Below are 24659 nucleotides of genomic sequence, written 5' to 3' on the forward strand. Positions count from 1 at the left end.
GTCGACTGCCGCGCTCAGCTGCCTCCGCCGAACCCGACGAGCAGCTTGGCGCTCTCGGGAACGCGCGTACCGAAGGCGTCGCGCGCCGGCGTCCAGCGCACGATCTCGACCGCGAGGCCGCAAAGTTCCTTGTCGAAGCCCGGTGAAACCGACGCGGGCTCCATCCTGCACTCGGTGGTATTGCCCTGCTCGTCGACCTGGAACAGCAGGTCGTGGCGGGCGAAGTCCTCGCGGCGCAGGATGCGCTGATAACGCTCCTTGAGTTCGGTGAGCGCGTGGTTGAACTCCGACAGGCTCGCATCGTCCCAGCGTGGCTTCTGGCGAAGGGCCGCGAACTCATCCTCCGAAACCAGCGGCCGCATGCGGCGGATCATCGCGTACCAGCGCATGATGCGCGCCACCTGCAGCGGCGATTCTCGGTCGATGGTGGACTGGCAGACGGCGCCGGTCGGGCTCGCCTTGGCGCGCAGCAGGGCTTCCGCAGCGGGCCAGCGGTGATAGGCGACGGCCCAGGCGAGCGGCGTCAGCCCGAACATGTCGGGCGCGTTGACGTCCTGCTTCTCGCGCCCCAGCAGCACGCCGATATCCGACACCGAGCCGCGCCGCGCCGCCGCGCCGAGGCCATGGGCCATTCGGGCGGTGCCAAGCTCCGCGAAACCGTAGGGCTGGACGATGCCGGCATCCTGACTGTCCGGCGCCGCCGGGACCGGCCCGGCCTTGTCGAGCGCGCGGCACACGTCGGCGTAGGGATAACGCGGATCGGCAAGCATCGCCGCATTGTAGCGCCGCCCGAACCCGGTGACGGTGTCGTCGGGCTGCGCCTTGCCGGCAGCCACGGCATCGTCGGTGACGAACGCCAGCGCGCGCACGGTCCAGGGGGCAAGCCCGCCCAGGACCCGGCATTGCACGCCGTAGGGTTCCGTGGAGATGCCCGTCGCGGTGGTTGCCCCGGCCAGGCGGTAGTCGCCGGCGTCGAGCGCCTTGTTCGCTTCGGCCACGGCGTTGGCGGTGCCGTTCTTCAGCGCTCTGCGAACCGATTCGTCGCTCTTGCGCAGGTTCGCGAGGAATGTCGTATCCGCCCGCGCATCGTTGCACATGGCGAGCGAGCTGCCCTCGACCGTCACGTCGGCCTTGGGATCGCGCTGCGAGCACGATGCCGCCGCGAGCGCACCCAGGCTCAGAAACGAGGCTGCCAGAAGCCGCTTGCCGATCAAGAACCATCCCCGAATGGAAGTGCGCCCGAGGGCACGTTGAGCGCCCGCGAATAGCATAGCGGGCGATGGTGGGAAGAGCGTTGTGACACACGAGGTGCGCCGATGGCGGAAACGCGGCCCAATATCCTGTCGCCCCCGACGCGGAAAAGGCCCCGGCGTTTCCGCCGAGGCCCTTTCTGTAATCATCGCTTGGACCCGAAGGTTCAGTCGACGATCTTCACCATGTGCGGCAGCTTGGCGATCGCACCGAGCACTTCGGGAGTGTCTTCACGCTCCACCACGCGGTGCATCTTGCCGAGGCCGAGACCGATGAGGATCTTCTTCTGGCTTTCGGGGCGACGGATCGGCGAACCGATCTGCTTGATCTTGATCTTGGCCATGTCGCTTACTCCACGATGGCTTCAGCGGCGGCCTCGGCCTCCACTTCGGAAGCTCCACCACGGCCGAGCAGGTCCGCGATCTTCTTGCCACGACGCTGGGCAACCGACTTCGGCGAAGTCTGGTTGGTCAGCGCGTCGAAGGTGGCGCGGATCATGTTGTACGGGTTCGAGGTGCCCACCGACTTGGTGACGACGTCATGGACGCCCAGGCTCTCGAACACGGCGCGCATCGGACCACCGGCGATGATGCCCGTACCGGCCGGAGCCGTACGCACGTTCACCTTGCCGGCGCCGAAGTGGCCCTTGCCGTCGTGATGGAGGGTACGACCCTCCTTCAGAGCGACGCGGATCATCTTCTTCTTGGCCGAAGCGGTCGCCTTGGTGATCGCTTCAGGAACTTCGCGAGCCTTCGAGTGACCGAAGCCCACGCGGCCCTTGCCGTCACCGACGACGACCAGCGCTGCGAAACCGAAGCGCTTGCCGCCCTTGACGGTCTTGGAGACGCGGTTGATGTGGACCAGCTTCTCGATCAGTTCTTCGCCCTGATCTTCGTCGCTACGCGGACCGCCACGACGGTTGTCGTCGCGACGACCGCCACGGTTGCCACCACGGTCGTTGCCGCCGCGATCGTTGCCACCACGGCCACGACCACCACGACCACGGCCACCCTCGCGGGCTTCCGGCGCTGCGCCCTGGGGCGCTTCAGCCGCGATCGGCTGTTCGTTGTTGTTTTCGTCTGCCATGATCAGAACTCCAGCCCGCCTTCGCGGGCGGCATCGGCCAGCGCCTTGACGCGACCGTGGTACAGGAAGCCACCGCGGTCGAACACGACCGAGGTAACGCCAGCCTTCACGGCTGCCTCGGCGAGTTCCTTGCCCACGCGGACAGCGGCGTCGATGTCAGTGCCCTTGGCGCCGAGCGTATTGGCTGCGGCGACAGTGTGGCCCTGCGCATCGTCGATGATCTGCGCGTAGATGTGGCGACCGGTGCGATGCACCGAAAGGCGGGGACGACCGCCCGAACGCGCCTTGAGGGCGGTACGAACGCGGCGCGCACGGCGCGCGAAGAGAGACAGCTTTGCCATTACTTCTTCTTCCCTTCCTTGCGGAAGACGAACTCGCCGCGATAGCGGATACCCTTGCCCTTGTAGGGCTCGGGCTTGCGCCAGCGACGAATCTCGGCCGCAAGCTGGCCGACCTTCTGCTTGTCGATGCCGGAGATCTCGACCGTGGTGTTGTCCGGGGTCTTCACTTCGATGCCTTCCGGCACGTCGATGTCGACGTCGTGCGAGTAGCCCAGCTGCAGCTTCAAGGTCTTGCCCTGCGAAGCGGCACGGTAGCCGACGCCCTTGATCTCGAGGACCTTGGTGAAGCCGTTCACGACGCCTTCAATCAGGTTCGAAACCAGGGTGCGCTGAAGGCCCCAGTGGCTGCGCGACGTCTTCGAGTTGCCGATGGGCTGGACCGCGATGGTCTCACCCTCGACCGAAGTCGTGACGAGGTTCGAGAGACCCATGGTCAGGGTGCCCTTGGGGCCCTTTACCGAGAGGACGCCGTTGTCGATCTGGGCGGTGACACCGCCCGGGATCGCGACCGGCTTTTTACCGATGCGGCTCATCAGAAGACCTCCGCAAGCACTTCGCCACCGACGTTGGCCGTGCGTGCTTCGGCATCCGAGAGCACGCCGCGGGGCGTCGAGACGATGGTGATGCCAAGGCCGTTGCGCACGATCGGAAGTTCCTTGGAACCCGAGTAGACGCGGCGGCCCGGCTTGGAGACGCGAGCGATGTGCTTGATGGCGGGTTCGCCCTCGAAGTACTTCAGCTCGATGCGAAGCTGCGGGTGAGCGCCGGTCGCGTCGTCGGAGAAGCCACGGATGTAGCCCTCGCGCTGAAGCACTTCCAGGACGCGCGCACGCAGCTTCGAGGCCGGCGAGAGGACGGTGTCCTTCTTCGCCTGCTGGCCGTTGCGGATGCGGGTGAGCATGTCACCCAGGGGATCGGTCAATGCCATTTTCTAACCCTTACCAGCTCGACTTGGTCACGCCGGGGATCATCCCCTTGTTGGCGAGATCGCGCAGCTCGATGCGGCACAGGCCGAACTTGCGGTAGTAGCCGCGCGGACGACCGGTCGTCGCGCAACGGTTGCGAACCCGGGTGGGGTTGGCGTTGCGCGGGATTTCGGCCAGCTTCAGGCGGGCGATGAGGCGCTCGGTTTCTTCGAGCGACTGATCGTCAGCCACCGCCTTGAGGCGGGCATACTGACCGGCATACTTCTTGACGAGCTTCTTGCGACGCTCATTCTTGTTCACGGAACTCAGTTTCGCCATGGACTTAAGCTCTCTTCTTCAGCGGCTCACGCCGCCTCCTTCTGTTCCGACTCTTCAGCCGGGAACGGGAAACCGAACAGACGCAGCAGCTCGCGCGCTTCGTCGTCGGTCTTCGCGGTGGTGGTGACGATGATGTCCATGCCACGCACCTTGTCGATCTTGTCGTAGCTGATCTCCGGGAAGATGATCTGCTCCTTGAGACCCATCGCGTAGTTACCGCGACCGTCGAACGACTTCGGGTTCAGGCCACGGAAGTCGCGGATGCGGGGCATCGCGATCGTGACGAGACGATCCAGGAACTCGTACATGCGCTCGCGGCGGAGCGTCACCTTGCAGCCGATCGGCATGCCTTCACGCAGCTTGAACTGCGCGATCGACTTGCGGGCCTTGGTCACGACGGGCTTCTGGCCGGCGATGAGTTCCATCTCGGCAGCGGCGGTCTGGACCTTCTTCTTGTCCTGGCTCGCCTCGCCGACGCCCATGTTGAGCGTGATCTTCTCGATCTTCGGGATTTCCATCACGTTCTTGTAACCGAACTTCTCGGTCATAGCCTTCGCGATTTCAGCGTCGAACTTGGTCCGCAGGCGCGGAATGTACTGCTCAGCCATCGATCGTCTCCCCGGACTTCACGGCCACGCGGACCTTCTTGCCGTCCTTGGTTTCAAAGCGAACGCGGGTCGGCTTGCCGTCCTTGTCCGCAACAGCGACCTTGCTGATCGCCATCGGCGCAGGAGTGCGCTCGATGCCGCCCTGCGGGTTCTGCTGGGTGGGCTTGCGGTGACGGGTCGCGACGTTCACGCCCTCGACCACGATCTTGCCGTCCTTGGGCTGGACCTGGAGCACCGTGCCGGTGCGGCCCTTGTCCTTGCCCGAGAGAACGACGACCGAGTCGCCCTTCTTGATCTTAGCGGCACCCATTAGAGGACCTCCGGCGCGAGCGAGATGATCTTCATGAAGCCGCGGCCGCGCAGTTCGCGCACCACGGGGCCGAAGATACGGGTGCCGATCGGCTCCTCGTTCTTGTTGATCAGCACGGCTGCGTTACCGTCGAAACGGATGACGCTGCCGTCGGCGCGGCGCACGTCCTTGCGGGTGCGCACGATGACGGCGCGGTGAACGTCGCCCTTCTTCACGCGTGCACGGGGCTGCGCTTCCTTGATCGACACCACGATGATGTCGCCGACGCCTGCGAAACGACGCTTGGAGCCACCCAGTACCTTGATGCACTGGACGCGCTTTGCGCCGCTGTTGTCCGCGACGTCGAGATTGGATTGCATCTGGATCATCGATCCGGGTCCTTCTCAACTGGCTTGCCGGAACCAGTCCGGCAGTTCCTAAAAATACAGGCCCCCGAAGAGGCCCGAGTCGCCGGTGACCGGCGAAGGCGGCCCTTTGCCGCATTCACCCGTCCAGGTCAACTCTCGTCAGCTACGGCCAAAGCCGGGAGCCAAGGCCCCCGGCTTCGATCCCGTCACCGAGGTCTCAGACCTCGGCTTCGAAGGCCGTACCCTTGCTCGCCTGAAGACGGTCAAGAACCTTCCAGGTCTTGGTCTTCGAGTAGGGCGCCGTCTCCTCGATCCGTACCTTTTCGCCGGTCTTGAAGGCGTTGTCCTCGTCGTGGGCGTGGTACTTCTTCGAGCGGCGGATGATCTTCCCGTAGAGGGGGTGCTTCACCTTGCGCTCGACGAGCACGGTCACGGTCTTGTCCGTCTTGTCGGAGACGACGGTCCCGCTAAGAATACGCTTGGGCATCGTTGCTTCTCCTTACGCCTTCGCCGAACCAGAGCGCTCAGCCTGGAGCGTCTTGATACGGGCGATGTCGCGACGGACTTCCTTGATGCGTGCCGGGCGCTCGAGCTGGCTCGTGGCGGCCTGGAAACGCAGGTTGAACTGCTCGCGCTTGAGGTCGACGAGGTCAGCGGTCAGCTGGTCGTCCGTCTTGGCGCGGAAGTCTTCGGTCTTGGCGGCCATCATTCGCCTCCCAGATGCGAGGTGTCGCCAAGACGGGCGACGACCTTGGTCTTGATCGGCAGCTTCATCGCAGCGCGGCTGAAGGCTTCAGCAGCGAGCGGGCCGGCAACGCCGTCGAGCTCGAACAGGATGCGACCCGGCTTGACGCGGGCTGCCCAGTATTCGACCGCGCCCTTGCCCTTGCCCTGGCGGACTTCGGCGGGCTTCTTCGAGACGGGAACGTCCGGGAAGATGCGGATCCAGAGACGGCCCTGGCGCTTGATGTGACGCGTGATCGCGCGGCGAGCCGCCTCGATCTGGCGGGCGGTGATCCGCTCGGGCTCCATGGCCTTGAGGCCGTAGGAACCGAAGTTCAGGTCGGTGCCACCCTTGGCGTCGCCCTTGATCCGGCCCTTGAAGGCCTTGCGGAACTTGTGCTTTTTCGGTTGCAGCATGGTGCTAACTCTATCCTAGGATCAGCGGGCCGGGCGGACGCCGGAAGTCTGAGCTTCCATCATCAACCGGTCCTGCGCCATCGGGTCGTGACCAAGGATCTCGCCCTTGAAGACCCACACCTTGATGCCGATGATGCCGTAGGCGGTCAGCGCCTCGACGTCGGCATAGTCGATGTTGGCACGCAGCGTGTGAAGCGGCACGCGACCTTCGCGGTACTGCTCGACACGGGCGATCTCAGCGCCGCCGAGACGGCCGCCGCACATGATCTTGATGCCTTCGGCACCCAGACGGATGGCGGACTGCATCGCGCGCTTCATCGCACGGCGGAAGGCCACGCGGCGAACCAGCTGGTCGGCGATGCCCTGAGCGATCAGCCTGGCGTCGACTTCCGGCTTGCGGATTTCGACGATGTTCAGCTTCACTTCGCTCGAGGTCATCGCGGCAAGCTGCTTGCGCAGCTTCTCGATGTCCGCACCCTTCTTGCCGATGATGACACCGGGACGGGCTGCGTAGATCGAGATGCGGCACAGCTTGGCCGGACGCTCGATGACGACCTTGGAGATCGCGGCCTGCGGCAGCGTCGTCATGATCGACTTGCGGATCTTGAGGTCTTCCTCAAGCAGCTTGCCGTAGTCCCGGCCTTCCGCATACCAGCGGCTGTCCCAGGTACGGTTGATCTGCAGGCGCAGACCGATCGGATTGCTCTTATGACCCATGGATCAGGCCTCCTCGACTTCGCGAACGACGATCCGCAGGCGCGAAAACGGCTTGAGGATGCGGGTGGACTTGCCGCGACCACGAGCGTGGAAACGCTTCATGGTGATCGACTTGCCGACCGACGCCTCGGCGACGACGAGAGCGTCGACGTCGAGGTTGTGGTTGTTCTCCGCGTTGGCGATCGCCGAGGCGAGCACCTTGCGGGCGTCCACTGCCATCGCCTTGGTCGAGAACGCGAGGATGTTCATCGCGTCTTCGACCGGACGGCCGCGGATCAGGGCAGCGACCAGGTTGAGCTTCTGGGCCGAACCACGAATGTTCGTGTTGACCGCAAGAGCTTCCTTGTCACCAACGCGGCGGGGTGCTGCTTGCTTGCTCACTTGCGCTTACCCTTCTTGTCGGCGGCGTGGCCCGGGAACGTGCGGGTGGGAGCGAACTCACCCAGCTTGTGACCGACCATGTCCTCGTTGACCGAGACCGGGATGAACTTGTGCCCGTTGTAGACCGTGAAGGTCAGACCAACGAACTGCGGGAGAATGGTGGAACGACGCGACCAGGTCTTGATCGGGCCACCACGGTTGCCGGCATCCTGCGCAACTTCAGCCTTCTTGAGAAGGTAGAGGTCGACGAAGGGGCCTTTCCAGACGGAACGTGCCATCGTGACTTACCTCTTCTTCTTGGCGTGACGCGAACGGATGATGAGCTTGTCCGTCTGCTTGTTGTTGCGGGTGCGGGCACCCTTGGTCGGCTTGCCCCACGGGGTGACCGGGTGACGGCCGCCCGAGGTACGGCCTTCACCACCACCGTGCGGGTGGTCGACCGGGTTCTTGGCGACGCCGCGGGTCAGCGGACGACGGCCCAGCCAGCGCTTGCGGCCGGCCTTTGCGAGGGTCTGGTTGCCGTTGTCGGGGTTCGACACGGCGCCCACGGTGCCCATGCAATCGCCGCGCAGGTAACGCTGCTCGCCCGAGTTCAGGCGAACGATGACCATACCGCGGTCACGACCGACGACCTGCACATAGGTGCCTGCCGAACGGGCGATCTGGCCGCCCTTGCCGGGCTTCATCTCGACGTTGTGGCAGATCGTGCCGACCGGCATCTGCGACAGAAGCATGGCGTTGCCCGGCTTCACGTCGGTCTTCTCACCGGCGACGACGACGTCGCCGACTGCGAGGCGCTGCGGCGCGATGATGTAGGTCTGCTCGCCGTCCGTGTACTTCACCAGGGCGATGAAGGCGGTGCGGTTGGGATCGTACTCGATCCGCTCCACGGTCGCTTCCATGTCCCACTTGCGACGCTTGAAGTCGATGAAGCGGTACTTCTGCTTGTGACCGCCGGCGATACCGCGCGAGGTCACGTGACCCTTGTTGTTGCGGCCGCCGGTCTTGCTCTTGCCTTCGGTCAGCGCCTTGAGGGGCTTGCCCTTCCAGAGCGACGACTTGTCGACGAGGACCAGGCCACGGCGTGCCGGGCTGGTCGGGTTATATTTCTTCAGTGCCATCGGATTAGCCCCGCACGCCTTCGGTGACGTCAATCGACTGGCCTTCGGCCAGCGTGACGATCGCCTTCTTCACGTCGCTGCGGCGGTATTCCCTACCGCGCCAGCGCTTGGTCTTGCCCTTGGTGACCAGGGTGTTGACGCCAGTTACCTTGACATCGAACAGCGCCTCGACGGCAGCCTTGATCTGGGGCTTGGTCGCCGCATCGGCCACCTTGAAGACGACCGCGTTATGCTCGGAGAGCAGGGTCGACTTCTCGGTGATGTGCGGCGAGAGGATCACGTCGAAGTGACGGATGTCCACGTTGCTCTTAGCCATTGAAACGGGCCTCCAGCTTTTCGACAGCGGCGCGGGTCAGCACCAGCGTATCATGCTTCAGGATGTCGTAGACGTTGGCGCCGACAGCCGGGAGAACGTTCACGCCGATGATGTTGCGGGCAGCCAGGGCGAAGCCCTCGTTGACCTGCTCACCGTCCATGACGAGAACCTTCTTGCCGAAGTTCGCCTTCGCGAGTTCGCCGGCAAGCACCTTGGTCTTGGCGTCGGCAACGTCGAGCGAGTCGACGATGACCAGGCCGTTCAGGGCCTTGGCCGAGAGAGCCATCTTCAGACCGAGAGCGCGGATCTTCTTGTTCAGCGAGGGGTTGAAGTCGCGGCGACGAGCACCGTGAGCCTTACCACCACCGATGAACACGGGAGCTGCGCGATCGCCGTGACGGGCGGTGCCGCCACCCTTCTGGCGGCCGAACTTCTTGCCGGTGCGTGCGACTTCCGAACGCTCGCGAGTGGCGCGGGCGGTGCCGCGACGATTCTCGAGCTGCCAGGTGACGACGCGGTGCAGGATGTCAGCGCGCGGCTCGATGCCGAACACGTCGTCCGAAAGCTCGATGTCGGCGTTGGCGGCCGAACCGTCGATATTGAGGACTTGAACCTTCATGATTAGCCCTCCTGGCCTTCGGTCGCTTCGGGAGCCGCCACGTCAGCGGGGGTCTCGGCAGCGGCCGTGTCGTTGGTGTTGGCAGCCGACTTGAGGCCGGCGGGGTACGGAGCCTCGGCGTGACGGTCGACCTTGACGGCGTCCGAAACGGTGAGCCAGGCGTTCTTCGAACCCGGGACCGAGCCCTTGACGAAGATCAGGCCGCGCTCGTCGTCGACGCGGACGACTTCGAGGTTCTGCTGCGTGCGCTGGCGGTCGCCCATGTGGCCGGCCATCTTCTTGTTCTTGAAGACCTTGCCCGGATCCTGGCGCTGACCGGTCGAACCGTGTGCACGGTGCGAGATCGAGACACCGTGGGTGGCGCGCATGCCTCCGAAGCCCCAGCGCTTCATGGCGCCCTGGAAGCCTTTGCCCTGCGTGTGGCCGCCTACGTCGACGAGCTGGCCGGGCACGAAGTGCGAGGCTGCGATCGTCGAGCCGACCTCGAGGAGGGCGTCGTCGGCGACGCGGAATTCCGCGACGCGCATCTTGAGGGAAACTTCAGCCTTGGCAAAATGCTCGCGCTGCGGCTTGGCGACGTTCTTCTGCTTGGCTTCACCAGCACCGAGCTGAACCGCGACGTAACCGTCACGATCAGAGGTGCGGACCGAAACCACCTGGCAGCCTTCCAGGGCCAGGACGGTGACGGGCACATGGCGGCCATCCTCCTGGAACAGGCGGGTCATCCCGACTTTCTTGGCGATCACGCCGGTACGCATGACCTTCTCCTTACAGAGGCGCACGCAGGACCATCCCCCGTGCGCGTGTCCAACCCTATTTGTGATACGAACCCCGTCCGGGTCAGGTGCTCCCTGCGAACCCTGTATGGGCAGCGGAAGCGAGACGGGGGACGCATTCCCGATACTTTCCGAGGAAAGCAGCGGAGGTATCCCTTGTGTCCCCTTCGGTTTCCCTCCGGGGCGCTGTCTAAGCGGGTTTCTCCCCGCGAAGCCGGCCCAGTGGACCGACAAGGTAATTTGAACCCGGAGGTTCGAATTTTGCCTCGATCGTTTAAAGTCCGATCGGAAAGGACTTATCGGGGCAACCCCTGAGGGTTACCCCGTCAGCCGGCTCAGGCCAGCTTGATTTCGACGTTCACGCCGGCCGCGAGGTCCAGCTTCATCAGCGCGTCGACAGTGGCAGCGTTGGGCTGCACGATGTCGAGGAGACGCTTGTAGGTGCGGACCTCGAACTGCTCGCGCGACTTCTTGTCGACGTGCGGGCCGCGGTTGACCGTGAACTTCTCGATCTGCGTCGGCAGAGGAATGGGGCCCCGGATCAGCGCGCCGGTGCGGCGGGCCGTATCAGCGATTTCGCCAGTTGCCTGGTCGAGAACGCGATGGTCAAACGCCTTGAGGCGAATGCGGATGTTCTGAGCTTCCATTACCTACACCGATGAGAAAGAGCCAAAGGACCGAAGTCCCGTTAAATTCGAGACGCGCCCCTACACGGCAAGGGCGAGTCGGGCAAGCGATACTTTGTGGGAATCTGCGGGGCAGCTGGTCAGGCCAGCGCCCGGCCCTTCGCCGCGAGGCCTTCTTGGTTTGGTCCGTGAGCGATAGCCTGTTGAACCGTAGAGCGCCGTGCAGGTACACCCTCGTTCGATTTGCCGCCAATGATCCCGATCTAACGCATTAGCGGGCCTGAAATAAACTGCAGGCCACGGGCGAGCCTCCGGAAGATCGGACTGCGCCTGCCGGTGCTCAGTTCATGTTTATTGGGCAGGGCGAAGAAACAAGAGCAAGTGCGATCCCCGATCGCTTCGCCCTGATCTTGTCGCCGATTTCGCAGCCGGCAATTTCATGGGGATAGACCGATTTGAAACCGATCAAGCCTGCAGCATCCTGGGCATAGACAACACCAATCAATCCCGGACGATACTTGCTGCCACCGACCTTCAAATCGGTAATTGTGGCTATCACCGGAATTGCCTTCCGGCTTTCGGCTACATCGCCGACGTAGTGAAAGACGCCAAAGCCAATTGAGACGACGAAGAATAACAAGATAAGCAAAAGCAGGCCGGTTCCCCAAGCCTGATTGCTCTTGAAACGCAGCGAATGCAGAAAGTCAGCCATTGCCCCCATCCTCATGCACCCGCGATGATATCCGCAATGGAAGCGCGACCCGGCATTTTCGCAGTATAATCCCCAAAACGCGAAAAGCCCGACGCTCCTTTCAGAGCGCCGGGCCAATCACTGTAGCCGTAGCTTCAGATCAGCGAATTACTTCGTAATCTTCGAAACGACGCCCGAACCGACGGTGCGGCCGCCTTCGCGGATTGCGAAGCGCAGGCCATCGTCCATGGCGATCGGTGCGATCAGCTTGACGCTGATGGTCACGTTGTCGCCCGGCATGACCATCTCGGTGCCCTCGGGGAGGATCACTTCGCCGGTCACGTCGGTGGTGCGGAAGTAGAACTGCGGACGGTAGTTGGCGAAGAACGGCGTGTGACGGCCGCCTTCGTCCTTCGACAGAACGTAGACTTCTGCGTCGAACTCGGTGTGCGGGGTCACGGTGCCCGGCTTGGCGAGAACCTGGCCGCGCTCCACGTCTTCACGCTTCAGGCCGCGAACCAGCGCGCCGATGTTGTCGCCTGCACGACCTTCGTCGAGCAGCTTGCGGAACATTTCGACGCCGGTGACGACGGTCTTCTGGGTGTTGCGGATGCCGACGACTTCGACTTCCTCGCCAACCTTGACGATGCCGGTCTCGACGCGGCCGGTGACGACCGTACCACGGCCCGAGATCGAGAACACGTCCTCGACGGGCATCAGGAACGCCTTGTCGGTCGGACGCGGCGGCTGCGGGATGTAGCTGTCGACGGCGGCCATCAGCTCAAGGATCTTTTCCTTGCCGATGTTGTCGTCGCGGCCTTCGAGAGCGGCGAGAGCCGAACCCATGATGATCGGAATGTTGTCGCCGTCGAAGTCGTACGACGAGAGCAGTTCGCGAACTTCGAGTTCGACGAGCTCGAGCAGCTCGGCGTCATCGACCTGGTCGACCTTGTTCATGAACACGACGAGCTGCGGCACGCCGACCTGGCGGGCAAGCAGGATGTGCTCGCGGGTCTGCGGCATCGGGCCGTCAGCAGCGTTCACGACGAGGATCGCGCCGTCCATCTGGGCGGCACCGGTGATCATGTTCTTGACGTAGTCAGCGTGACCCGGGCAGTCGACGTGCGCGTAGTGGCGCTCGGCGGTCTCGTACTCGACGTGTGCGGTCGAGATGGTGATGCCGCGCTCGCGCTCTTCGGGAGCCTTGTCGATGTTCGCGAAGTCAACGGCGGTACCACCGAACGCTTCAGCCATCACCTTGGTGATCGCGGCGGTCAGCGTGGTCTTGCCGTGGTCGACGTGACCGATGGTGCCGATGTTGCAGTGCGGCTTGTTCCGCTCAAATTTAGCCTTGGCCATTTTTCAAACCTTCTTTCGTCTTGATTTCGAATCTGCGGGTATCGGAGCGGAGCCCGCGGATGCAGGCGCCGCCCCTAGAACCATTGCTGCCCTCAGGCAAGCTTCTCCTTGACCTCAGCCGCGACGTTCGCCGGGACCTCGTCGTAGTGAGAGAACTGCATCGAGTAGTTCGCACGGCCCTGGGTGAAGGAGCGCAGCGAGTTCACGTAGCCGAACATGTTCGCGAGCGGCACGTTGGCATCGACGACCTGGGCATTGCCGCGGCTGTCGGTGCCTTGGATCTGGCCACGACGCGAGTTGAGATCGCCGATGACGTCGCCCATGAACTCCTCAGGGGTGACGACTTCGACCTTCATGATCGGCTCGAGCAGCTTGATGCCAGCCTTCTGCGCGACTTCGCGCATCGCAGCACGGCCGGCGATTTCGAACGCCAGGGCGCTCGAGTCGACGTCGTGGTACGAACCGTCGTAGAGGACGATGTCGAAGTCGATGATCGGGAAGCCGACCAGCGAGCCCGAGGCAGCGGTTTCGCGCATGCCCTTTTCGATCGCGGGGATATATTCCTTCGGAATGTTACCGCCCTTGATCTCGTCCTTGAAGGTGATGCCCGAACCGCGCTCACCCGGCGTGACCTTGACCTTCACGCGGCCGAACTGACCCGTACCACCCGACTGCTTCTTGTGGGTGTAGTCGACGTCGACCGGCTTGCCGAGGTATTCGCGGTAAGCCACCTGCGGCGCACCGACGTTGGCCTCGACCTTGAACTCGCGGCGCATGCGATCGACGATGATGTCGAGGTGAAGCTCGCCCATGCCCTTGATGATGGTCTGGCCGGACTCGTGGTCGGTCGAAACGCGGAACGAGGGATCCTCGGCCGAGAGACGGTTGAGCGCGATGCCCATCTTCTCCTGGTCGGCCTTGGTCTTGGGCTCCACCGACAGCTCGATCACGGGCTCGGGGAACTCCATGCGCTCGAGCACGATCGGTGCGCGTTCGGCGCAGAGCGTGTCGCCCGTGGTGGTTTCCTTCATGCCCGCCAGCGCGACGATGTCGCCTGCGAACGATTCGTCGATGTCCTTGCGGTCGTTGGCGTGCATCTCGAGGATGCGGCCGACCTTCTCCTTCTTGCCCTTCACCGAGTTCAGATACGTGCCCTTCGACAGCGTGCCCGAGTAGATGCGGATGAAGGTGAGCGAGCCCACGAAGGGATCGTTCATGACCTTGAAGGCGAGCGCCGAGAACGGCGCGCTGTCTTCGGGCGGACGGCTGTCGGGCTCGTCGCTGTCAACCTTGACGCCCTGGACGTCTTCGATGTCGAGCGGCGAAGGCAGGTAGTCGACGACGGCGTCGAGCAGGGGCTGGACGCCCTTGTTCTTGAACGCCGAGCCGCAGACGACCGGAACGAACGCATGCGCCAGCGTACCCTTGCGGATCAGCGCCTTGAGCGTTGCGACATCGGGCTCGTTGCCTTCGAGGTACGCTTCCATCGCGTCATCGTCCTGCTCGACGGCGAGTTCGATGAGCTTGGTGCGGTACTCGGCGGCTTCGTCGACGAGGTCGGCCGGGATTTCTTCGTAGAAGAACTCGGCGCCCAGCGACTCGTCCTTCCAGACGATCGCGCGGTTGTGGACGAGATCCACGAGGCCCTTCAGGTCGGCTTCGAGGCCGATCGGAATGTAGAGCACGGCCGGGGTCGCACCGAGGCGGTCGATGATCGACTGCACGCAGTACTTGAAGTTCGCGCCGGTGCGGTCGAGCTTGTTGATGAAGCACATGCGCGGAACGCCGTACTTGTCGGCCTGGCGCCACACGGTTTCCGACTGCGGCTCAACGCCGGCAACGCCGTCGAAGCAGGCCACGGCACCGTCGAGCACGCGCAGCGAACGCTCGACTTCGATGGTGAAGTCGACGTGTCCGGGGGTGTCGATGATGTTGATGCGGTATTCCTGGCCCTCGGAGGTCCAGAAGCAGGTGGTCGCCGCGGAGGTGATCGTGATGCCACGCTCCTGCTCCTGCTCCATCCAGTCCATGGTCGCAGCGCCGTCGTGCACTTCGCCGATCTTGTAGGACTTGCCGGTGTAGTAGAGGATACGCTCGGTCGTGGTGGTCTTGCCGGCGTCGATGTGCGCCATGATACCGATGTTGCGGTACATGTTGAGCGGATGGCTGCGGGCCATGGGAGAATCCTTAGCGAGGGTTTCGGGAGCGTATGCGGCCTTCAGATAGACCTGCGCGCCCTGAAATAAAAGTGTGACGCCCGGATGACCCTTGCAGGTCGTCCGGGCACCACGATCACATTACCAGCGGTAGTGCGAGAAGGCGCGGTTCGCGTCCGCCATGCGGTGCGTGTCTTCGCGCTTCTTGACCGCGTTGCCGCGGTTGTTGGCGGCGTCGAGCAGCTCGCCCGACAGGCGCGCGGCCATCGTGGTCTCGGGGCGGTTACGGGCCGCGCCGATCAGCCAGCGGATAGCGAGGGCCTGCGAACGCTCGGGACGCACTTCCACGGGGACCTGGTAGGTCGCACCGCCGACGCGGCGCGAACGCACTTCGATCTGCGGCTTCACGTTGTTCAGGGCATCGTGGAACAGCTGGACCGGGTCCGACTTGGCGCGGGTTTCCATGGTTTCCATGGCACCGTAGACGATCTGCTCTGCGACCGACTTCTTGCCGTCGTACATGAGGTTGTTCATGAACTTGGACAGGATGAGATCCCCGAACTTGGGATCGGGCAGGATTTCCCGCTTCTCGGGACGACGACGACGTGACATTTTTGTAACTCCAAAAGGTCCGGAGCGTAGCGGAGGTCTTCAACCGTCATCCCAGCGTAGGCTGGGACCGCTGGCCTCACTGGGCGCTCGGCAGGTTTAGTCCTTCAAGCTCGCGGTAGGCTGCCAGCGGTCCCAGCCTTCGCTGGGATGACGGGTGGCCGGGCGCGAGGCTTGCGACCGATCACTTCGGACGCTTGGCGCCGTACTTCGAGCGGCTCTGCTTGCGATCCTTGACGCCCTGCGTGTCGAGCACGCCGCGAAGGATGTGGTAGCGAACGCCGGGAAGATCGCGGACGCGGCCGCCGCGGATGAGCACGACCGAGTGCTCCTGCAGGTTGTGGCCTTCACCCGGGATGTACGAAATGACTTCGCGGCTGTTGGTCAGGCGAACCTTGGCGACCTTGCGGAGAGCCGAGTTCGGCTTCTTCGGGGTGGTCGTGTAGACGCGGGTGCAGACGCCGCGCTTCTGGGGGTTCTGCTCCATCGCAGGGACCTTCGACTTGGCCTTCTGCGGTTCGCGACCCTTGCGGATCAGCTGGTTGATAGTGGGCATCTATACTCTTCTTTCAAATTGGGAGTGCGATGGATGCGCGCCGAAACGAAATCGGCGCGGACCCATCGCACCCCGGCCTGGGACCGGGCCGGCATGCCTTGCGAAAGGAAGAGTGAGAGGGTCACGAACGAACAGGAAGAACTGCGCCGCCCCCTCATCCCGGCGAAGGCCGGGACCCAGTGAGCTATGGCGCAACCTTGCGGTCGCCCGTGAGCCGAAAAACACTCCACCCGGCGCGAGGCGCTACCGGATTACTCTGCCAACCGTCGGCCCTTCCCGAATCGGAAGAAGGAACCCGCTTCCCCGAGCGGCCCGCAACGGCGAAACCGCTGCAAACCTTGAGGAAACCGCCGGAATGGCAATGTTCAGCTCTATGTCGTCCACCGCGAGCAGACCCGCGAGGGATGCGGGCCTTTAGGGGATTGGAGGGTGTGGGTCAAGGATTGAGCAGCGGTTACCGCTGTGAACCCATTCCAGTTGCCCGCCGCACAATCATTGTTCCAGAACTTGCGAGCGCTAGCGAAATCCAATCGCGTCGTGTTGCTGCATCACGATAAGTTGATGCAGCTAAATGATCTGCTGCTCAGTCCAAGTGCCTCTCTTAGAACGGTATGTCATCATCGAACCCCGTTCCCCAAGGGTCATTCTTTCGGGGCTGCGCAGCTAGGGGCAGCTCTAGGCCGCGCACAATGTAGAGGTTCAGAATGTGGTCGCGGTCCATGAACATAATCTGGCTTCGCTTCGAATGGTCCAGCGCGTTGCCCAGCCAGTTGCGCGCTTGCTTTGTGATCTCTCCGCCAGCGACAATGAAAGCATGATCTACAAGTGCCTTCTTATTAGTGTCGGCATCGAAAACTTCATGACCGAGCATCATGAGAACCTGATTGTAGATTTCGGATATGTTTGCATTCGAACCTTTTGACATCCCAGCAGCATCTAGCTTTCCCTTTTTCGCTTGGATGCCGAAATAGATTACGTGCTCGGTCGGTAGCTTATACCTCATCCATACGTCCTTGCCGTATTCGAGCGACTTGTCCTTGTGCCCGACGCTGGTAATCCGCTGGTAGCCACAGTGTCGGAATAACGGCAGTAGGACTTCCTCAATAAGTTCGTCCTCAGAGCACTTGTCCAGATACGCGATTAGTAGGTTGCGCTTCTCGACTTCAATAGGCGTAAGCGGTCGGTACAGGTTAACCGGCGTTGAAATGGTTTTTGTCTGAATATCGCGAACGTAGAAGATGCCACCCTCGTCATAATATCCCTCAAAGCCTTCGCGCGTCAGGGTAGCGTTCAGCGCCTCCAGCGCAAGAATCCGGTCATTGTCGGGAGTAACCGCGTTCCGCTTGTCCATCAGCGTCCGCAACACGATTGCGAACCGTTCGGGGAGCTGATTTGCATGCGATTGCGGTTCAGCGAGCAGGGTTTTAAGGGTTTCTAGAGTCCACAAGACGCGAGAGCTGCCGTCGAAAACGAACTCCATGTCGCACTCTTCAAAAAATTCAGTGATTTCATACCCTTTGCGGTATGGAAACCAATTATGTTCTTCTTGGCCGACCAGCATTTGAGCCAGCATCTTAAGGCTGCGGTTTTTGAATTCCATACGTGCAGGGTACCTAGCCTGATCGCCTTGCCAATCACTTATACGCAGAAATACACAGTTCACTGCGGCCGCCATTTGGGAATGGACGAGTAAAGCTAGACCCAACAAACCATTTTCCTACACACCCCCACCCTTGATACGCAGGTCCGCCATGGGAACCGTCCCTTCCAGCACGGAGTGACCTGCCTTATGTCGCCTTCGGATCGCAACCTGCCCGCACGCCCCGGCCTCGGCGACGAAGAGGGGCCGGGGACATGCCCTCCCCCGACCCCTCCCGCGCGCGGGAGGGGGGATGAAGGAGCGCCCCCACCCCTCTCTTCGGCGCCTTCGGCTCGCGCGTCGTCCTTGTCGGTGCGGCCTTCGCGGCGTACCTCGCGCACCGCCTTCTTCGACGAGCCAGTCATGGACGACGATCCGCTGCTCGGCTTCGCGCCCTATCTCCATGCCATGCCGCGCCGGAACTCGATCACGCCCGAGCGCCAGCGCGCCTTCATCGCCGCGCTCGCCGCCACCGGGATCGTGACGCAGGCGGCGCGCTCCATCGGCGCCAGTCTCGAGGCGCTCTACAACCTGCGGCACCGCAAGGGCGCCGAAGGGTTCTCGGCCGCGTGGGACATGGCGATCGACCGGGGCATGATGCGGCTGGAGGACTGCGCCCTCGAACGCGCGATCCAGGGCGAGGAACGCCCGGTGGTGAGCTTGGGCCAGGTCGTCACCACATACGTGCGCCACGACACCAGGCTCATGCTGTTCCTGCTGCGCACCCGCCGCGCCGAGCGCTACGGCCCCGACAGCGGCGCCGATCCGCAGCCGGGCTCGCCGGTCTACGAGCGCATCCGCGCGGAGATCGAGGGCGACGCTTCGCTCGACCAAGTCCGCGCCAGCATCACCGCCAAGCTCGAGCAGCTGCGCCTGCACATGGAGGCGTGCCGGGAGCAAGAAGAACACGAGGCCTGGCACGCCCGCCCCGGGCTCGGGGACTATTGAGCCCCCTCAGCTGTTGGAGCCCTCGAACGGAATCCGCGTCGGCGCGCCGCGGCCGCCCATGAAGTTGGCGAGGTTGCGGTGGAGGTTGATGACCTTCTGCTCCTGGTGCGGGTTGGGCAGCGGCCCTCGGAACCCGCTCGACTTCATGCCCTTCTGGACGAACTGCATGTTCGAGAAGTCCTGCGCCAGCACCGATCCCCACAGCTCGCCCACCGGGTCGGCGTAAGTCCACTCCGTCTCCGGCACCTGCCCTTCCGGGAAGCGCTCGAGCGCGTAGCTTTCGAACACGCACTTGTTGGGATCGTCGCCGTAGGGGCGCACGCGGTAGCACAGCGCGAAAGTGACGCCGTGGAGGATGTTCTGGTTGGGGAACAGCCCCCAGGCGAGCCCGGCCTCGGCCATGACGGCGGGCGGGACCTCGGGCCAGGTGACCCCGCGCGCCGCGTCGTCCTTCTTGGCCGACGCCATCCAGTGGGCGATGACCTCCTGCGCCGGGGTACCCTCGGGCAGCTCGTCGACGAGGCGGCTGGCGGCGTTCACCAGCGTCTCGGTCGAGGCGGAGTAGTTCACCGTCTCGTAGTTCTCCTTGATCAGCTCGTAAGTGGACAGCCGCGCGTCGTCGCCCTTGCCGGCGCGGGTGGTGCCCGAGCTTTCGCTCATCTTGAACTTGTCGTCGCGGGTGTCGTAGCTCGAGACCGAGTGCAGCCCGTACTGCTTGGACAGCGCATAGTAGTTGCCGTAGGCGAGCAGCTGGGTGTGGGTGCCGGCGACGTGGTAGGGTTCCAGGAACGCCTCGATCGCGGTCTTCCAGTTGCAGTCGTAGATCGCCCACTGGCGCCACTTGTAGTGCATCTTGTCGAGTTCGAAGTGCGACAGGATCTCTCCGGCGCGGCCCATCCACTCCTTCAGCGGCACCGCGTCGGGGTCCATGGTCACGTAGATGTAGCCCGCCCAGGTATCGACCTGCACGCCCGACAGGCAGGTCATCTCCGCCGTGAGCTTGTTCTGCCAGTCCTGCGGATCGAGGATGTAGGTGTTCTGCCCGTCGAGGTCGAAGGTCCAGCCGTGGAAGCCGCAAATGAAGTTGCGGCGGTTGGAGCCGCGCACGTCGTGCACCTTGCCGGGCAGCATGTCGGGCACCGAGACGAGCTGGCGGCCGCGGTGCGGGCAGACGTTGTGGAACGCCTTGAGGGTGCCGTCGTCCTTGCGCAGGATGATGATGGATTCGTCGGCGACGTCGTAGGTCATCCAGTCGCCGGGATTGGGCAGGTCGCTCTCACGCTCGACCATCTGCCAGATCTTTGGCCACAGGTGCGTCTTCTCGGCCGCAAGGTAGTCCTTCGAAAGGAACGCCTCGGTCGGGTAGGTGGCGAGCACTTCCGCGTCCATGTCGGCGGCGGTGAGGCGGCTGGGCTCGAAGGATTCCGGCTTGTTCATGGTCGTCTCCCTTGACGCCCGGCCCGTCCCTTCGCCTGGGGACACGGTGGCCGCGGCGGCAACACTATTCAACAGCACTGTTTACTAAGCCAAGGCCCCGCCGGTTTCCAGAGCCTACCGTGCGCAACGCCCCGGCGATGCGGCAGGGCGGGCGCCACCCGAAACGAAAAGGGAGGAGACGCCCGCCGGCATCCCCTCCCCCTGCATTCTCCGCGAGGGAGAACCCTTCGGATCAGTGCCTCAAAGGCCGATGATACCGCCGTCGTTCTTGGTGATCGCGATCAGCGCCGAGCGGGGACGCACGCTTGCCGCCGGAGTGCCGGTCTGGCTGTCGGGCCAGTGGCTGCTCGGAGCGGCGGCGGTGCCGTCCTCGCCGGGGTGCTGGATGCCCACGAACAGGGTGCGGCCGTCCGGCGTCTGGTCGATGCCGGTGATCTCGCACTGGACCGGGCCTACCAGGAAGCGGCGCAGGTTGGCCGCGGTCGCCTTGGCGCCCACGAACGTCGCCTGCGTGCCGGTGCCGCCGTTGGTGTTGGTGATCGTCACCGCGCCGCCGTCACCGACCTTGCCGGGGATGGCCGCCAGCAGCATGCAGTTGGTGCGGTCGGTCAGGGCGCCGTCGTCGGTCTCGATCCACAGCAGCGGATTGATCTGGCCGGAGGGGTTGGTCGAACGCGAGAAGTTCAGGCCGTCCGGGCTCGAGAAGTCGTTGGCGACGGTGAGGCCCGAGACGTTGACGTTCACCGGATCGGCATCGGTCGAGTCCGCCCCGAACAGGTAGATGTCCCACTTGAAGGTCAGCGCGCTGGTGGTGTCGCCGGTTTCGCGCAGGCGCACGATGTGGCCGTTGGGGTTGCCGGTCTGGGCGGTCTTGGCGGCGCCCTTGGGGTCGTTGTACGAACGCGGGTTGGCGGCGTTGGTGCCGGTCACCGGGCGGAACGCGTTGTTCGAGTTGGTGAGCGTCAGGTAGATTTCGCCGGTCACCGGGTTGCCCACGGTCCATTCCGGGCGGTCCATCGGCGTCGCGCCCACCGCGTCGGCGGCGAAGCGGGTGTTGACGCAGATGTCGGCCTGGTCGGCGAAGGTATAGGCGGGATAAGTGCCGCTGGCGGGACGCGTCGGCACCTGGCCGGCGACGAGCGGCAGCCACTTGCCGGTGCCGTCCGCATCGAAGCGGGCGACGTAGAGGATACCGGCGTCGAGGTACTTGTCACCCACCGCGAGACGGTTGGCGGCATTGGCGTCCGCCGGGTCCCAGGTCGCGGTCGAAACGAACTTGTAGAGGTATTCGCCGCGCGAATCGTCGCCCATGTAGACGCCCAGCTTCTGGCCGGTGGCAATGCGCACGAAGGCGCCTTCATGGCCGAAGCGGCCCAGCGCGGTGCGCTTGCGCGGGGTCGAGGTGGGGCTGAACGGATCGATCTCGACGACCCAGCCGAACTGGTTGGGCTCGTAGCGGAAGTCGGCGGTGGCAGGCGCCGTGGCGCTGCTGATCGTCGCGTTCCAGCGAGTGAAGCGCGTGTCGGTGCTCGAGGCGGTCGACCACGAGTAGCTGCCCGAGCGGCTGGTGATGCCGTTGCGGTTCAGCGAGGCCAGTTCGCGCGGCGTACGCAGGGCATCGTCCGAAGCGTCGCGGCGGAAGTAGCCGGCGTAGTTTTCCTCGCAGGTGAGGTTGGTGTTCCAGCCGGTATATCCGTTGGCGCAGTTGTTGATGGTGCCGCGACCAGCCTTGCCGTCGTTCGAGAACGCGGTGACGAGGTAGGGCGAGCCCGCCGCCGGACCCGAGAAGGCCATCGGCGTGTTCGGCGTGATGCGGCGATTGAAGCTGCTGTTCTGGACGTAGCTCCAGGCGCGATTGCCGGCATCGGCATACTCGACGATCGAGACGCCGTGGCACTCGATTTCCTTGAGCGCCTCGGCCAGCGGACGCGCGCCGCCCGTGGTGGTCGGGCCGTTCGGGTGGAGGTAGGTCTGGGTGATGTTCTCGTGGTTCTGCACCATCAGGCCGCGCGTCGAGCTGGTGGGCTGCGGCGTGCCGGTGGCCGACATGCCGAAGAAGTGCAGCGCGTCGTGGTGGTCGCCGATGCGCTTGTCGAAGTCGGCGTCGGAACCGTTGTTGGCATAGGCCGAAACGCCGGCGGCGATCGGGTCGCCCAGGCGGGTCAGCACGGTGACGCGGTAGCCTTCGGGCACCACGGCGACGTCGGCCAGACTGTGGGCGACGGCGGCGAAGCCGAGCACCGCGGGGGACACGCGCACCGTGGTGCTGGCGCTGGCGGCTTCGCCGTAGGCCGAGGTGGCGCTGTAGGTGAAGGTGAAGTCGGTCGCGGCGGCGACTGCCGGAGCGATGAAGGTCACGGTGCCGCTCGTGCCCGAGAGTTCGACGGCGGGGCCACTGATCTGGGTCCAGACCGGGGCGGTGCTGCCCAGCGTGCCCGTGGCGTTGCCGGTCAGCGTGACCACGCGGCCGGTGCTGGTGGCGGCGTTCTCGCCCGCCGTGACGGTGATGCCGCCCAGGCTGCCGTCGTCATCGCCGTCGCCGCAGGCGGCGAGCAGGCTGGTGCCCATGAAGGCCATCGTCGTGGCGCCGGCGCCCCGGAACATCGCCTGGCGGCGCGAATAGCGCTCGGCGGCCATGCTCTCGAGCGAGCGCTGGGTGGAATCGTTGGTGTCGACGTCGCCGTCGGTATAGCCGATGGCGGGAGTAATCTCGGTCATGGTGTCGCCCCTGTTGTTGGTCGCGAGGGCGACAGCTAGGGGCGGATCATGACAACAACACGCAAGTTTGATGGCAGATCGATGGCGTTATTCTGACGGTTATTCGACGGCGACGCGCAACCGGTGGTCGCAGGCGGCCCGCATCGGCCGCCGGAGCCGGATTGTCGCTCAGTCCTCGCGGGGATAGACCTCGCCCAGGACGCGGCGGAAGTGGCCTTCCACCTGGTCGTTGCAGGCGCAGGCGCGCTCCTTGAGCCCCGTGCGGTCGAGCACTTCGATGCCGCCCCGGCGGGTGCGGACCATGCCGTCGCGCTTGAAGCGCTGGAGCACGCGGCTGGCGTAGCTGCGACCGATTCCCATCATCGAGGCCAGCTGTTCCTGCGTCATCGTCACGTCGTTGCGGCCGATCCGGTCGACGGCGGCCGACAGCCACTTGGCGGCGCGCTGCTCGATGGTGTGGACGGCATTGCAGGCGATCGACTGGAAAACCTGCGCCATCACGCAGTCGGCATAGCGCGTGAACAGGTGGTCGATCGCCGCGGAGCGGTCCTTGGCGGCCTCGAGGTCGCGCATGGCGATGCGCAGGAAGACACCTTCGTGCAGGACGTTGGCGCGGGCATAGGACGGCAGCGAGCCGTGACTGACGATGCCGCCGAGGGCGCCCTCGCGGCCGACCAGGATGGTTTCCACCGCCATGCCGTCGTCCATCTCGACGAAGTAGGAGCTCATCGCGCCTTCGGTCGGGAAATAGCAGTAATCGACGTTCTCGCCGGGATTGTAGATGATCTCGCCGGACTTCAACCGGCACTCGCCAAGCTTGGGTTCCAGCAGCGCAAGGTCATCCTTCCGCAGCGCGGAAAGCAGGTCGCTACCCGCGATCGCCGCCGCCGAGACCGGGCTGGTTTGCGGGATTGTGCTCATTTATCGTCCTCGGGCGCTCGGTCCACCCCCGGACCGATCGAACGAAAACCCCCGGCGACCTGCACGGTTCCCTCGCCCTGCGATCAAAAGTGGACAGACGCGGCGAGACGCCGATGCTATGCGACGACTTGTGTTACTGAGGAACATTCCTGCCCGGGAAGGGTTCCGCCAGCGAGGCGCTCCACTCGGCTCGCTTTGAAAACATGCAAAAGGCCTCTAAGCGGACACCATGCAAGCCGACGTCGAAAACACCGCACCTGACCTTCTGAGCCTTCTGCGCACCGCGACCGGGCCTTCGCACGAGCGTCTCGACGCCTCGTTCGGTTCGCTGGACCTTTCCCGGCGCGGCGATCTGGTGCGTTTCCTCGCCGCGCATGCCATCGGCCTTGCGCCGCTGTTCCCGGTGTTCCGCGCCTTCGTCGAGGAGCGGCTGGGGCTGGATTGCCCCGACTACCCCGCCATGCTGGCCGCCGACCTTGCCGCCCTAGGCATCGACGGCGACGCCTTGCCCGCGCTGGAGGTGCCGAGACAGATCGCACCGATCGGCGGCGAGGCCGGGGTCGGCTACGTGATCTGCGGCTCGCGCCTCGGGCTCGCGATGATCCGCCAGCGCGGCTATTGGGGCGAGGCCGAGGGCTTCCGCTCCGCCTACATGACCGACGGGCGCGGGCATGAGGCGTGGAAGGCGCTGGTCCCGCAGCTGCGCGGCCAGCGCGCCACGCCGGCGGCCGCCGAAGCGGCC

General features: G+C 64.3%; 32 protein-coding genes. 2 read left to right on the forward strand and 30 right to left on the reverse strand.

Translation table 11 applies throughout. The features are described 5' to 3' along the window. Window positions 1–14: 14 nt before the first annotated feature. The 27 genes from PMI02_RS09910 to PMI02_RS10040 all read right to left on the reverse strand — a co-directional run bounded on the left by PMI02_RS09910 (window position 15) and on the right by PMI02_RS10040 (window position 17854). Complete coding sequence (locus PMI02_RS09910) at window positions 15–1214, reverse strand: ankyrin repeat domain-containing protein (protein ID WP_007682135.1); 1200 nt, start codon at window positions 1212–1214, stop codon at window positions 15–17. A gap of 203 nt (window positions 1215–1417) precedes the next feature. Beyond that, the gene (rpmD, locus tag PMI02_RS09915; RefSeq protein ID WP_007682138.1) at window positions 1418–1594 is read right to left on the reverse strand and encodes a 50S ribosomal protein L30; all 177 of its coding nucleotides are present in this window, start codon (window positions 1592–1594) and stop codon (window positions 1418–1420) included. Window positions 1595–1599: 5 nt separating this feature from the next. After that, window positions 1600–2337, reverse strand: a complete 738-nt coding sequence (gene rpsE, locus PMI02_RS09920; protein WP_007682153.1) for a 30S ribosomal protein S5 — start codon at window positions 2335–2337, stop codon at window positions 1600–1602. A 2-nt stretch (window positions 2338–2339) separates the two neighbouring features. Then, window positions 2340–2678 (reverse strand): 50S ribosomal protein L18, encoded by a 339-nt coding sequence (gene rplR / locus PMI02_RS09925; protein WP_007682154.1) that lies wholly within the window; start codon window positions 2676–2678, stop codon window positions 2340–2342. Continuing rightward, a complete protein-coding gene (gene rplF / locus PMI02_RS09930; RefSeq protein WP_007682155.1) occupies window positions 2678–3211 on the reverse strand; it encodes a 50S ribosomal protein L6 in 534 nt (177 codons plus the stop codon). Before rplF ends, rplR begins: the two co-directional genes overlap by 1 nt. Next, a complete protein-coding gene (gene rpsH / locus PMI02_RS09935; RefSeq protein WP_007682156.1) occupies window positions 3211–3606 on the reverse strand; it encodes a 30S ribosomal protein S8 in 396 nt (131 codons plus the stop codon). Before rpsH ends, rplF begins: the two co-directional genes overlap by 1 nt. A gap of 10 nt (window positions 3607–3616) precedes the next feature. After that, on the reverse strand, window positions 3617–3922 hold the full coding sequence (rpsN, locus tag PMI02_RS09940) for a 30S ribosomal protein S14 (RefSeq protein WP_007682157.1): 306 nt from the start codon (window positions 3920–3922) through the stop codon (window positions 3617–3619). A 26-nt stretch (window positions 3923–3948) separates the two neighbouring features. After that, entirely contained in the window at window positions 3949–4530 is a 582-nt protein-coding gene (rplE, locus tag PMI02_RS09945; RefSeq protein WP_007682158.1) for a 50S ribosomal protein L5, read from the reverse strand. Next, window positions 4523–4840 carry a 50S ribosomal protein L24 gene (gene rplX / locus PMI02_RS09950; protein WP_007682159.1) on the reverse strand — a complete coding sequence of 106 codons (318 nt, stop codon included), beginning with the start codon at window positions 4838–4840 and terminating at the stop codon, window positions 4523–4525. Before rplX ends, rplE begins: the two co-directional genes overlap by 8 nt. Continuing rightward, a complete protein-coding gene (gene rplN / locus PMI02_RS09955) occupies window positions 4840–5208 on the reverse strand; it encodes a 50S ribosomal protein L14 (RefSeq protein ID WP_007682160.1) in 369 nt (122 codons plus the stop codon). Before rplN ends, rplX begins: the two co-directional genes overlap by 1 nt. A 196-nt stretch (window positions 5209–5404) precedes the next feature. Continuing rightward, window positions 5405–5674, reverse strand: coding sequence for a 30S ribosomal protein S17 (rpsQ, locus tag PMI02_RS09960; RefSeq protein WP_007682161.1), 270 nt, complete (start codon window positions 5672–5674; stop codon window positions 5405–5407). A gap of 12 nt (window positions 5675–5686) precedes the next feature. Continuing rightward, window positions 5687–5893, reverse strand: a complete 207-nt coding sequence (gene rpmC / locus PMI02_RS09965) for a 50S ribosomal protein L29 (protein ID WP_007682162.1) — start codon at window positions 5891–5893, stop codon at window positions 5687–5689. Beyond that, a complete protein-coding gene (rplP, locus tag PMI02_RS09970) occupies window positions 5893–6327 on the reverse strand; it encodes a 50S ribosomal protein L16 (RefSeq protein WP_007682163.1) in 435 nt (144 codons plus the stop codon). Before rplP ends, rpmC begins: the two co-directional genes overlap by 1 nt. Window positions 6328–6348: 21 nt before the next feature. Then, window positions 6349–7044: a 30S ribosomal protein S3 gene (rpsC, locus tag PMI02_RS09975; RefSeq protein WP_007682164.1), complete on the reverse strand. Its 696-nt coding sequence runs from the start codon at window positions 7042–7044 to the stop codon at window positions 6349–6351. A gap of 3 nt (window positions 7045–7047) precedes the next feature. Then, a complete protein-coding gene (gene rplV, locus PMI02_RS09980; RefSeq protein ID WP_007682165.1) occupies window positions 7048–7425 on the reverse strand; it encodes a 50S ribosomal protein L22 in 378 nt (125 codons plus the stop codon). Continuing rightward, complete coding sequence (gene rpsS, locus PMI02_RS09985) at window positions 7422–7703, reverse strand: 30S ribosomal protein S19 (protein WP_007682166.1); 282 nt, start codon at window positions 7701–7703, stop codon at window positions 7422–7424. Before rpsS ends, rplV begins: the two co-directional genes overlap by 4 nt. Window positions 7704–7709: 6 nt before the next feature. Further along, window positions 7710–8546, reverse strand: a complete 837-nt coding sequence (rplB, locus tag PMI02_RS09990) for a 50S ribosomal protein L2 (RefSeq protein WP_007682167.1) — start codon at window positions 8544–8546, stop codon at window positions 7710–7712. Between the two features lie 4 nt (window positions 8547–8550). Next, the gene (locus tag PMI02_RS09995; RefSeq protein ID WP_007682168.1) at window positions 8551–8862 is read right to left on the reverse strand and encodes a 50S ribosomal protein L23; all 312 of its coding nucleotides are present in this window, start codon (window positions 8860–8862) and stop codon (window positions 8551–8553) included. After that, the gene (rplD, locus tag PMI02_RS10000) at window positions 8855–9481 is read right to left on the reverse strand and encodes a 50S ribosomal protein L4 (RefSeq protein WP_007682169.1); all 627 of its coding nucleotides are present in this window, start codon (window positions 9479–9481) and stop codon (window positions 8855–8857) included. The genes PMI02_RS09995 and rplD overlap by 8 nt, the downstream gene beginning before the upstream one ends. A 2-nt stretch (window positions 9482–9483) precedes the next feature. Further along, complete coding sequence (rplC, locus tag PMI02_RS10005) at window positions 9484–10239, reverse strand: 50S ribosomal protein L3 (RefSeq protein WP_007682170.1); 756 nt, start codon at window positions 10237–10239, stop codon at window positions 9484–9486. Between the two features lie 353 nt (window positions 10240–10592). Next, window positions 10593–10904 carry a 30S ribosomal protein S10 gene (gene rpsJ, locus PMI02_RS10010; RefSeq protein ID WP_007682171.1) on the reverse strand — a complete coding sequence of 104 codons (312 nt, stop codon included), beginning with the start codon at window positions 10902–10904 and terminating at the stop codon, window positions 10593–10595. 319 nt (window positions 10905–11223) lie between these two features. Then, the gene (locus PMI02_RS10015) at window positions 11224–11595 is read right to left on the reverse strand and encodes a hypothetical protein (protein WP_007682172.1); all 372 of its coding nucleotides are present in this window, start codon (window positions 11593–11595) and stop codon (window positions 11224–11226) included. Between the two features lie 147 nt (window positions 11596–11742). Next, on the reverse strand, window positions 11743–12933 hold the full coding sequence (gene tuf, locus PMI02_RS10020; RefSeq protein ID WP_007682173.1) for an elongation factor Tu: 1191 nt from the start codon (window positions 12931–12933) through the stop codon (window positions 11743–11745). A 92-nt stretch (window positions 12934–13025) separates the two neighbouring features. Next, window positions 13026–15110, reverse strand: a complete 2085-nt coding sequence (fusA, locus tag PMI02_RS10025; protein ID WP_007682174.1) for an elongation factor G — start codon at window positions 15108–15110, stop codon at window positions 13026–13028. A 120-nt stretch (window positions 15111–15230) separates the two neighbouring features. Then, window positions 15231–15701: a 30S ribosomal protein S7 gene (gene rpsG, locus PMI02_RS10030; protein ID WP_007682175.1), complete on the reverse strand. Its 471-nt coding sequence runs from the start codon at window positions 15699–15701 to the stop codon at window positions 15231–15233. 181 nt (window positions 15702–15882) lie between these two features. Beyond that, window positions 15883–16254 (reverse strand): 30S ribosomal protein S12, encoded by a 372-nt coding sequence (gene rpsL / locus PMI02_RS10035; protein ID WP_007682177.1) that lies wholly within the window; start codon window positions 16252–16254, stop codon window positions 15883–15885. Window positions 16255–16855: 601 nt separating this feature from the next. Then, window positions 16856–17854, reverse strand: a complete 999-nt coding sequence (locus PMI02_RS10040) for a hypothetical protein (RefSeq protein ID WP_007682179.1) — start codon at window positions 17852–17854, stop codon at window positions 16856–16858. Between the two features lie 402 nt (window positions 17855–18256). Here PMI02_RS10040 and PMI02_RS10045 point away from each other — a divergent pair, with 402 nt between their 5' ends. Continuing rightward, the gene (locus PMI02_RS10045) at window positions 18257–18841 is read left to right on the forward strand and encodes a hypothetical protein (protein ID WP_007682180.1); all 585 of its coding nucleotides are present in this window, start codon (window positions 18257–18259) and stop codon (window positions 18839–18841) included. A gap of 6 nt (window positions 18842–18847) precedes the next feature. Here PMI02_RS10045 and PMI02_RS10050 read toward each other — a convergent pair whose 3' ends face one another. From PMI02_RS10050 to PMI02_RS10060, 3 genes are all read right to left on the reverse strand, one after another. Continuing rightward, entirely contained in the window at window positions 18848–20278 is a 1431-nt protein-coding gene (locus PMI02_RS10050) for an SRPBCC family protein (protein ID WP_007682181.1), read from the reverse strand. 240 nt (window positions 20279–20518) lie between these two features. Next, window positions 20519–22996, reverse strand: a complete 2478-nt coding sequence (locus PMI02_RS10055) for a PhoX family phosphatase (protein ID WP_007682183.1) — start codon at window positions 22994–22996, stop codon at window positions 20519–20521. Between the two features lie 168 nt (window positions 22997–23164). Then, window positions 23165–23917, reverse strand: a complete 753-nt coding sequence (locus PMI02_RS10060; RefSeq protein ID WP_007682184.1) for a Crp/Fnr family transcriptional regulator — start codon at window positions 23915–23917, stop codon at window positions 23165–23167. Between the two features lie 229 nt (window positions 23918–24146). Here PMI02_RS10060 and PMI02_RS25855 point away from each other — a divergent pair. Further along, the coding region (locus PMI02_RS25855) for a hypothetical protein (protein WP_007682185.1) at window positions 24147–24659 on the forward strand (513 nt) is incomplete at its 3' end.

This window comes from Novosphingobium sp. AP12 (assembly GCF_000281975.1).
In the GTDB taxonomy this organism is placed as follows: Bacteria; Pseudomonadota; Alphaproteobacteria; order Sphingomonadales; family Sphingomonadaceae; genus Novosphingobium.

What these genes read in the sequence shown, in the direction of transcription:
- rpmD (WP_007682138.1), bottom strand. Translation starts at nt 1,594, where the DNA reads ATGGCCAAGATCAAGATCAAGCAGATCGGTTCGCCGATCCGTCGCCCC.
- rpsE (WP_007682153.1), bottom strand. Translation starts at nt 2,337, where the DNA reads ATGGCAGACGAAAACAACAACGAACAGCCGATCGCGGCTGAAGCGCCC.
- rplR (WP_007682154.1), bottom strand. Translation starts at nt 2,678, where the DNA reads ATGGCAAAGCTGTCTCTCTTCGCGCGCCGTGCGCGCCGCGTTCGTACC.
- rplF (WP_007682155.1), bottom strand. Translation starts at nt 3,211, where the DNA reads ATGAGCCGCATCGGTAAAAAGCCGGTCGCGATCCCGGGCGGTGTCACC.
- rpsH (WP_007682156.1), bottom strand. Translation starts at nt 3,606, where the DNA reads ATGGCATTGACCGATCCCCTGGGTGACATGCTCACCCGCATCCGCAAC.
- rpsN (WP_007682157.1), bottom strand. Translation starts at nt 3,922, where the DNA reads ATGGCGAAACTGAGTTCCGTGAACAAGAATGAGCGTCGCAAGAAGCTC.
- rplE (WP_007682158.1), bottom strand. Translation starts at nt 4,530, where the DNA reads ATGGCTGAGCAGTACATTCCGCGCCTGCGGACCAAGTTCGACGCTGAA.
- rplX (WP_007682159.1), bottom strand. Translation starts at nt 4,840, where the DNA reads ATGGGTGCCGCTAAGATCAAGAAGGGCGACTCGGTCGTCGTTCTCTCG.
- rplN (WP_007682160.1), bottom strand. Translation starts at nt 5,208, where the DNA reads ATGATCCAGATGCAATCCAATCTCGACGTCGCGGACAACAGCGGCGCA.
- rpsQ (WP_007682161.1), bottom strand. Translation starts at nt 5,674, where the DNA reads ATGCCCAAGCGTATTCTTAGCGGGACCGTCGTCTCCGACAAGACGGAC.
- rpmC (WP_007682162.1), bottom strand. Translation starts at nt 5,893, where the DNA reads ATGGCCGCCAAGACCGAAGACTTCCGCGCCAAGACGGACGACCAGCTG.
- rplP (WP_007682163.1), bottom strand. Translation starts at nt 6,327, where the DNA reads ATGCTGCAACCGAAAAAGCACAAGTTCCGCAAGGCCTTCAAGGGCCGG.
- rpsC (WP_007682164.1), bottom strand. Translation starts at nt 7,044, where the DNA reads ATGGGTCATAAGAGCAATCCGATCGGTCTGCGCCTGCAGATCAACCGT.
- rpsS (WP_007682166.1), bottom strand. Translation starts at nt 7,703, where the DNA reads ATGGCACGTTCCGTCTGGAAAGGCCCCTTCGTCGACCTCTACCTTCTC.
- rplB (WP_007682167.1), bottom strand. Translation starts at nt 8,546, where the DNA reads ATGGCACTGAAGAAATATAACCCGACCAGCCCGGCACGCCGTGGCCTG.
- PMI02_RS09995 (WP_007682168.1), bottom strand. Translation starts at nt 8,862, where the DNA reads ATGGCTAAGAGCAACGTGGACATCCGTCACTTCGACGTGATCCTCTCG.
- rplD (WP_007682169.1), bottom strand. Translation starts at nt 9,481, where the DNA reads ATGAAGGTTCAAGTCCTCAATATCGACGGTTCGGCCGCCAACGCCGAC.
- rplC (WP_007682170.1), bottom strand. Translation starts at nt 10,239, where the DNA reads ATGCGTACCGGCGTGATCGCCAAGAAAGTCGGGATGACCCGCCTGTTC.
- rpsJ (WP_007682171.1), bottom strand. Translation starts at nt 10,904, where the DNA reads ATGGAAGCTCAGAACATCCGCATTCGCCTCAAGGCGTTTGACCATCGC.
- PMI02_RS10015 (WP_007682172.1), bottom strand. Translation starts at nt 11,595, where the DNA reads ATGGCTGACTTTCTGCATTCGCTGCGTTTCAAGAGCAATCAGGCTTGG.
- tuf (WP_007682173.1), bottom strand. Translation starts at nt 12,933, where the DNA reads ATGGCCAAGGCTAAATTTGAGCGGAACAAGCCGCACTGCAACATCGGC.
- fusA (WP_007682174.1), bottom strand. Translation starts at nt 15,110, where the DNA reads ATGGCCCGCAGCCATCCGCTCAACATGTACCGCAACATCGGTATCATG.
- rpsG (WP_007682175.1), bottom strand. Translation starts at nt 15,701, where the DNA reads ATGTCACGTCGTCGTCGTCCCGAGAAGCGGGAAATCCTGCCCGATCCC.
- rpsL (WP_007682177.1), bottom strand. Translation starts at nt 16,254, where the DNA reads ATGCCCACTATCAACCAGCTGATCCGCAAGGGTCGCGAACCGCAGAAG.
- PMI02_RS10040 (WP_007682179.1), bottom strand. Translation starts at nt 17,854, where the DNA reads ATGGAATTCAAAAACCGCAGCCTTAAGATGCTGGCTCAAATGCTGGTC.
- PMI02_RS10045 (WP_007682180.1), top strand. Translation starts at nt 18,257, where the DNA reads ATGGACGACGATCCGCTGCTCGGCTTCGCGCCCTATCTCCATGCCATG.
- PMI02_RS10050 (WP_007682181.1), bottom strand. Translation starts at nt 20,278, where the DNA reads ATGAACAAGCCGGAATCCTTCGAGCCCAGCCGCCTCACCGCCGCCGAC.
- PMI02_RS10055 (WP_007682183.1), bottom strand. Translation starts at nt 22,996, where the DNA reads ATGACCGAGATTACTCCCGCCATCGGCTATACCGACGGCGACGTCGAC.
- PMI02_RS10060 (WP_007682184.1), bottom strand. Translation starts at nt 23,917, where the DNA reads ATGAGCACAATCCCGCAAACCAGCCCGGTCTCGGCGGCGGCGATCGCG.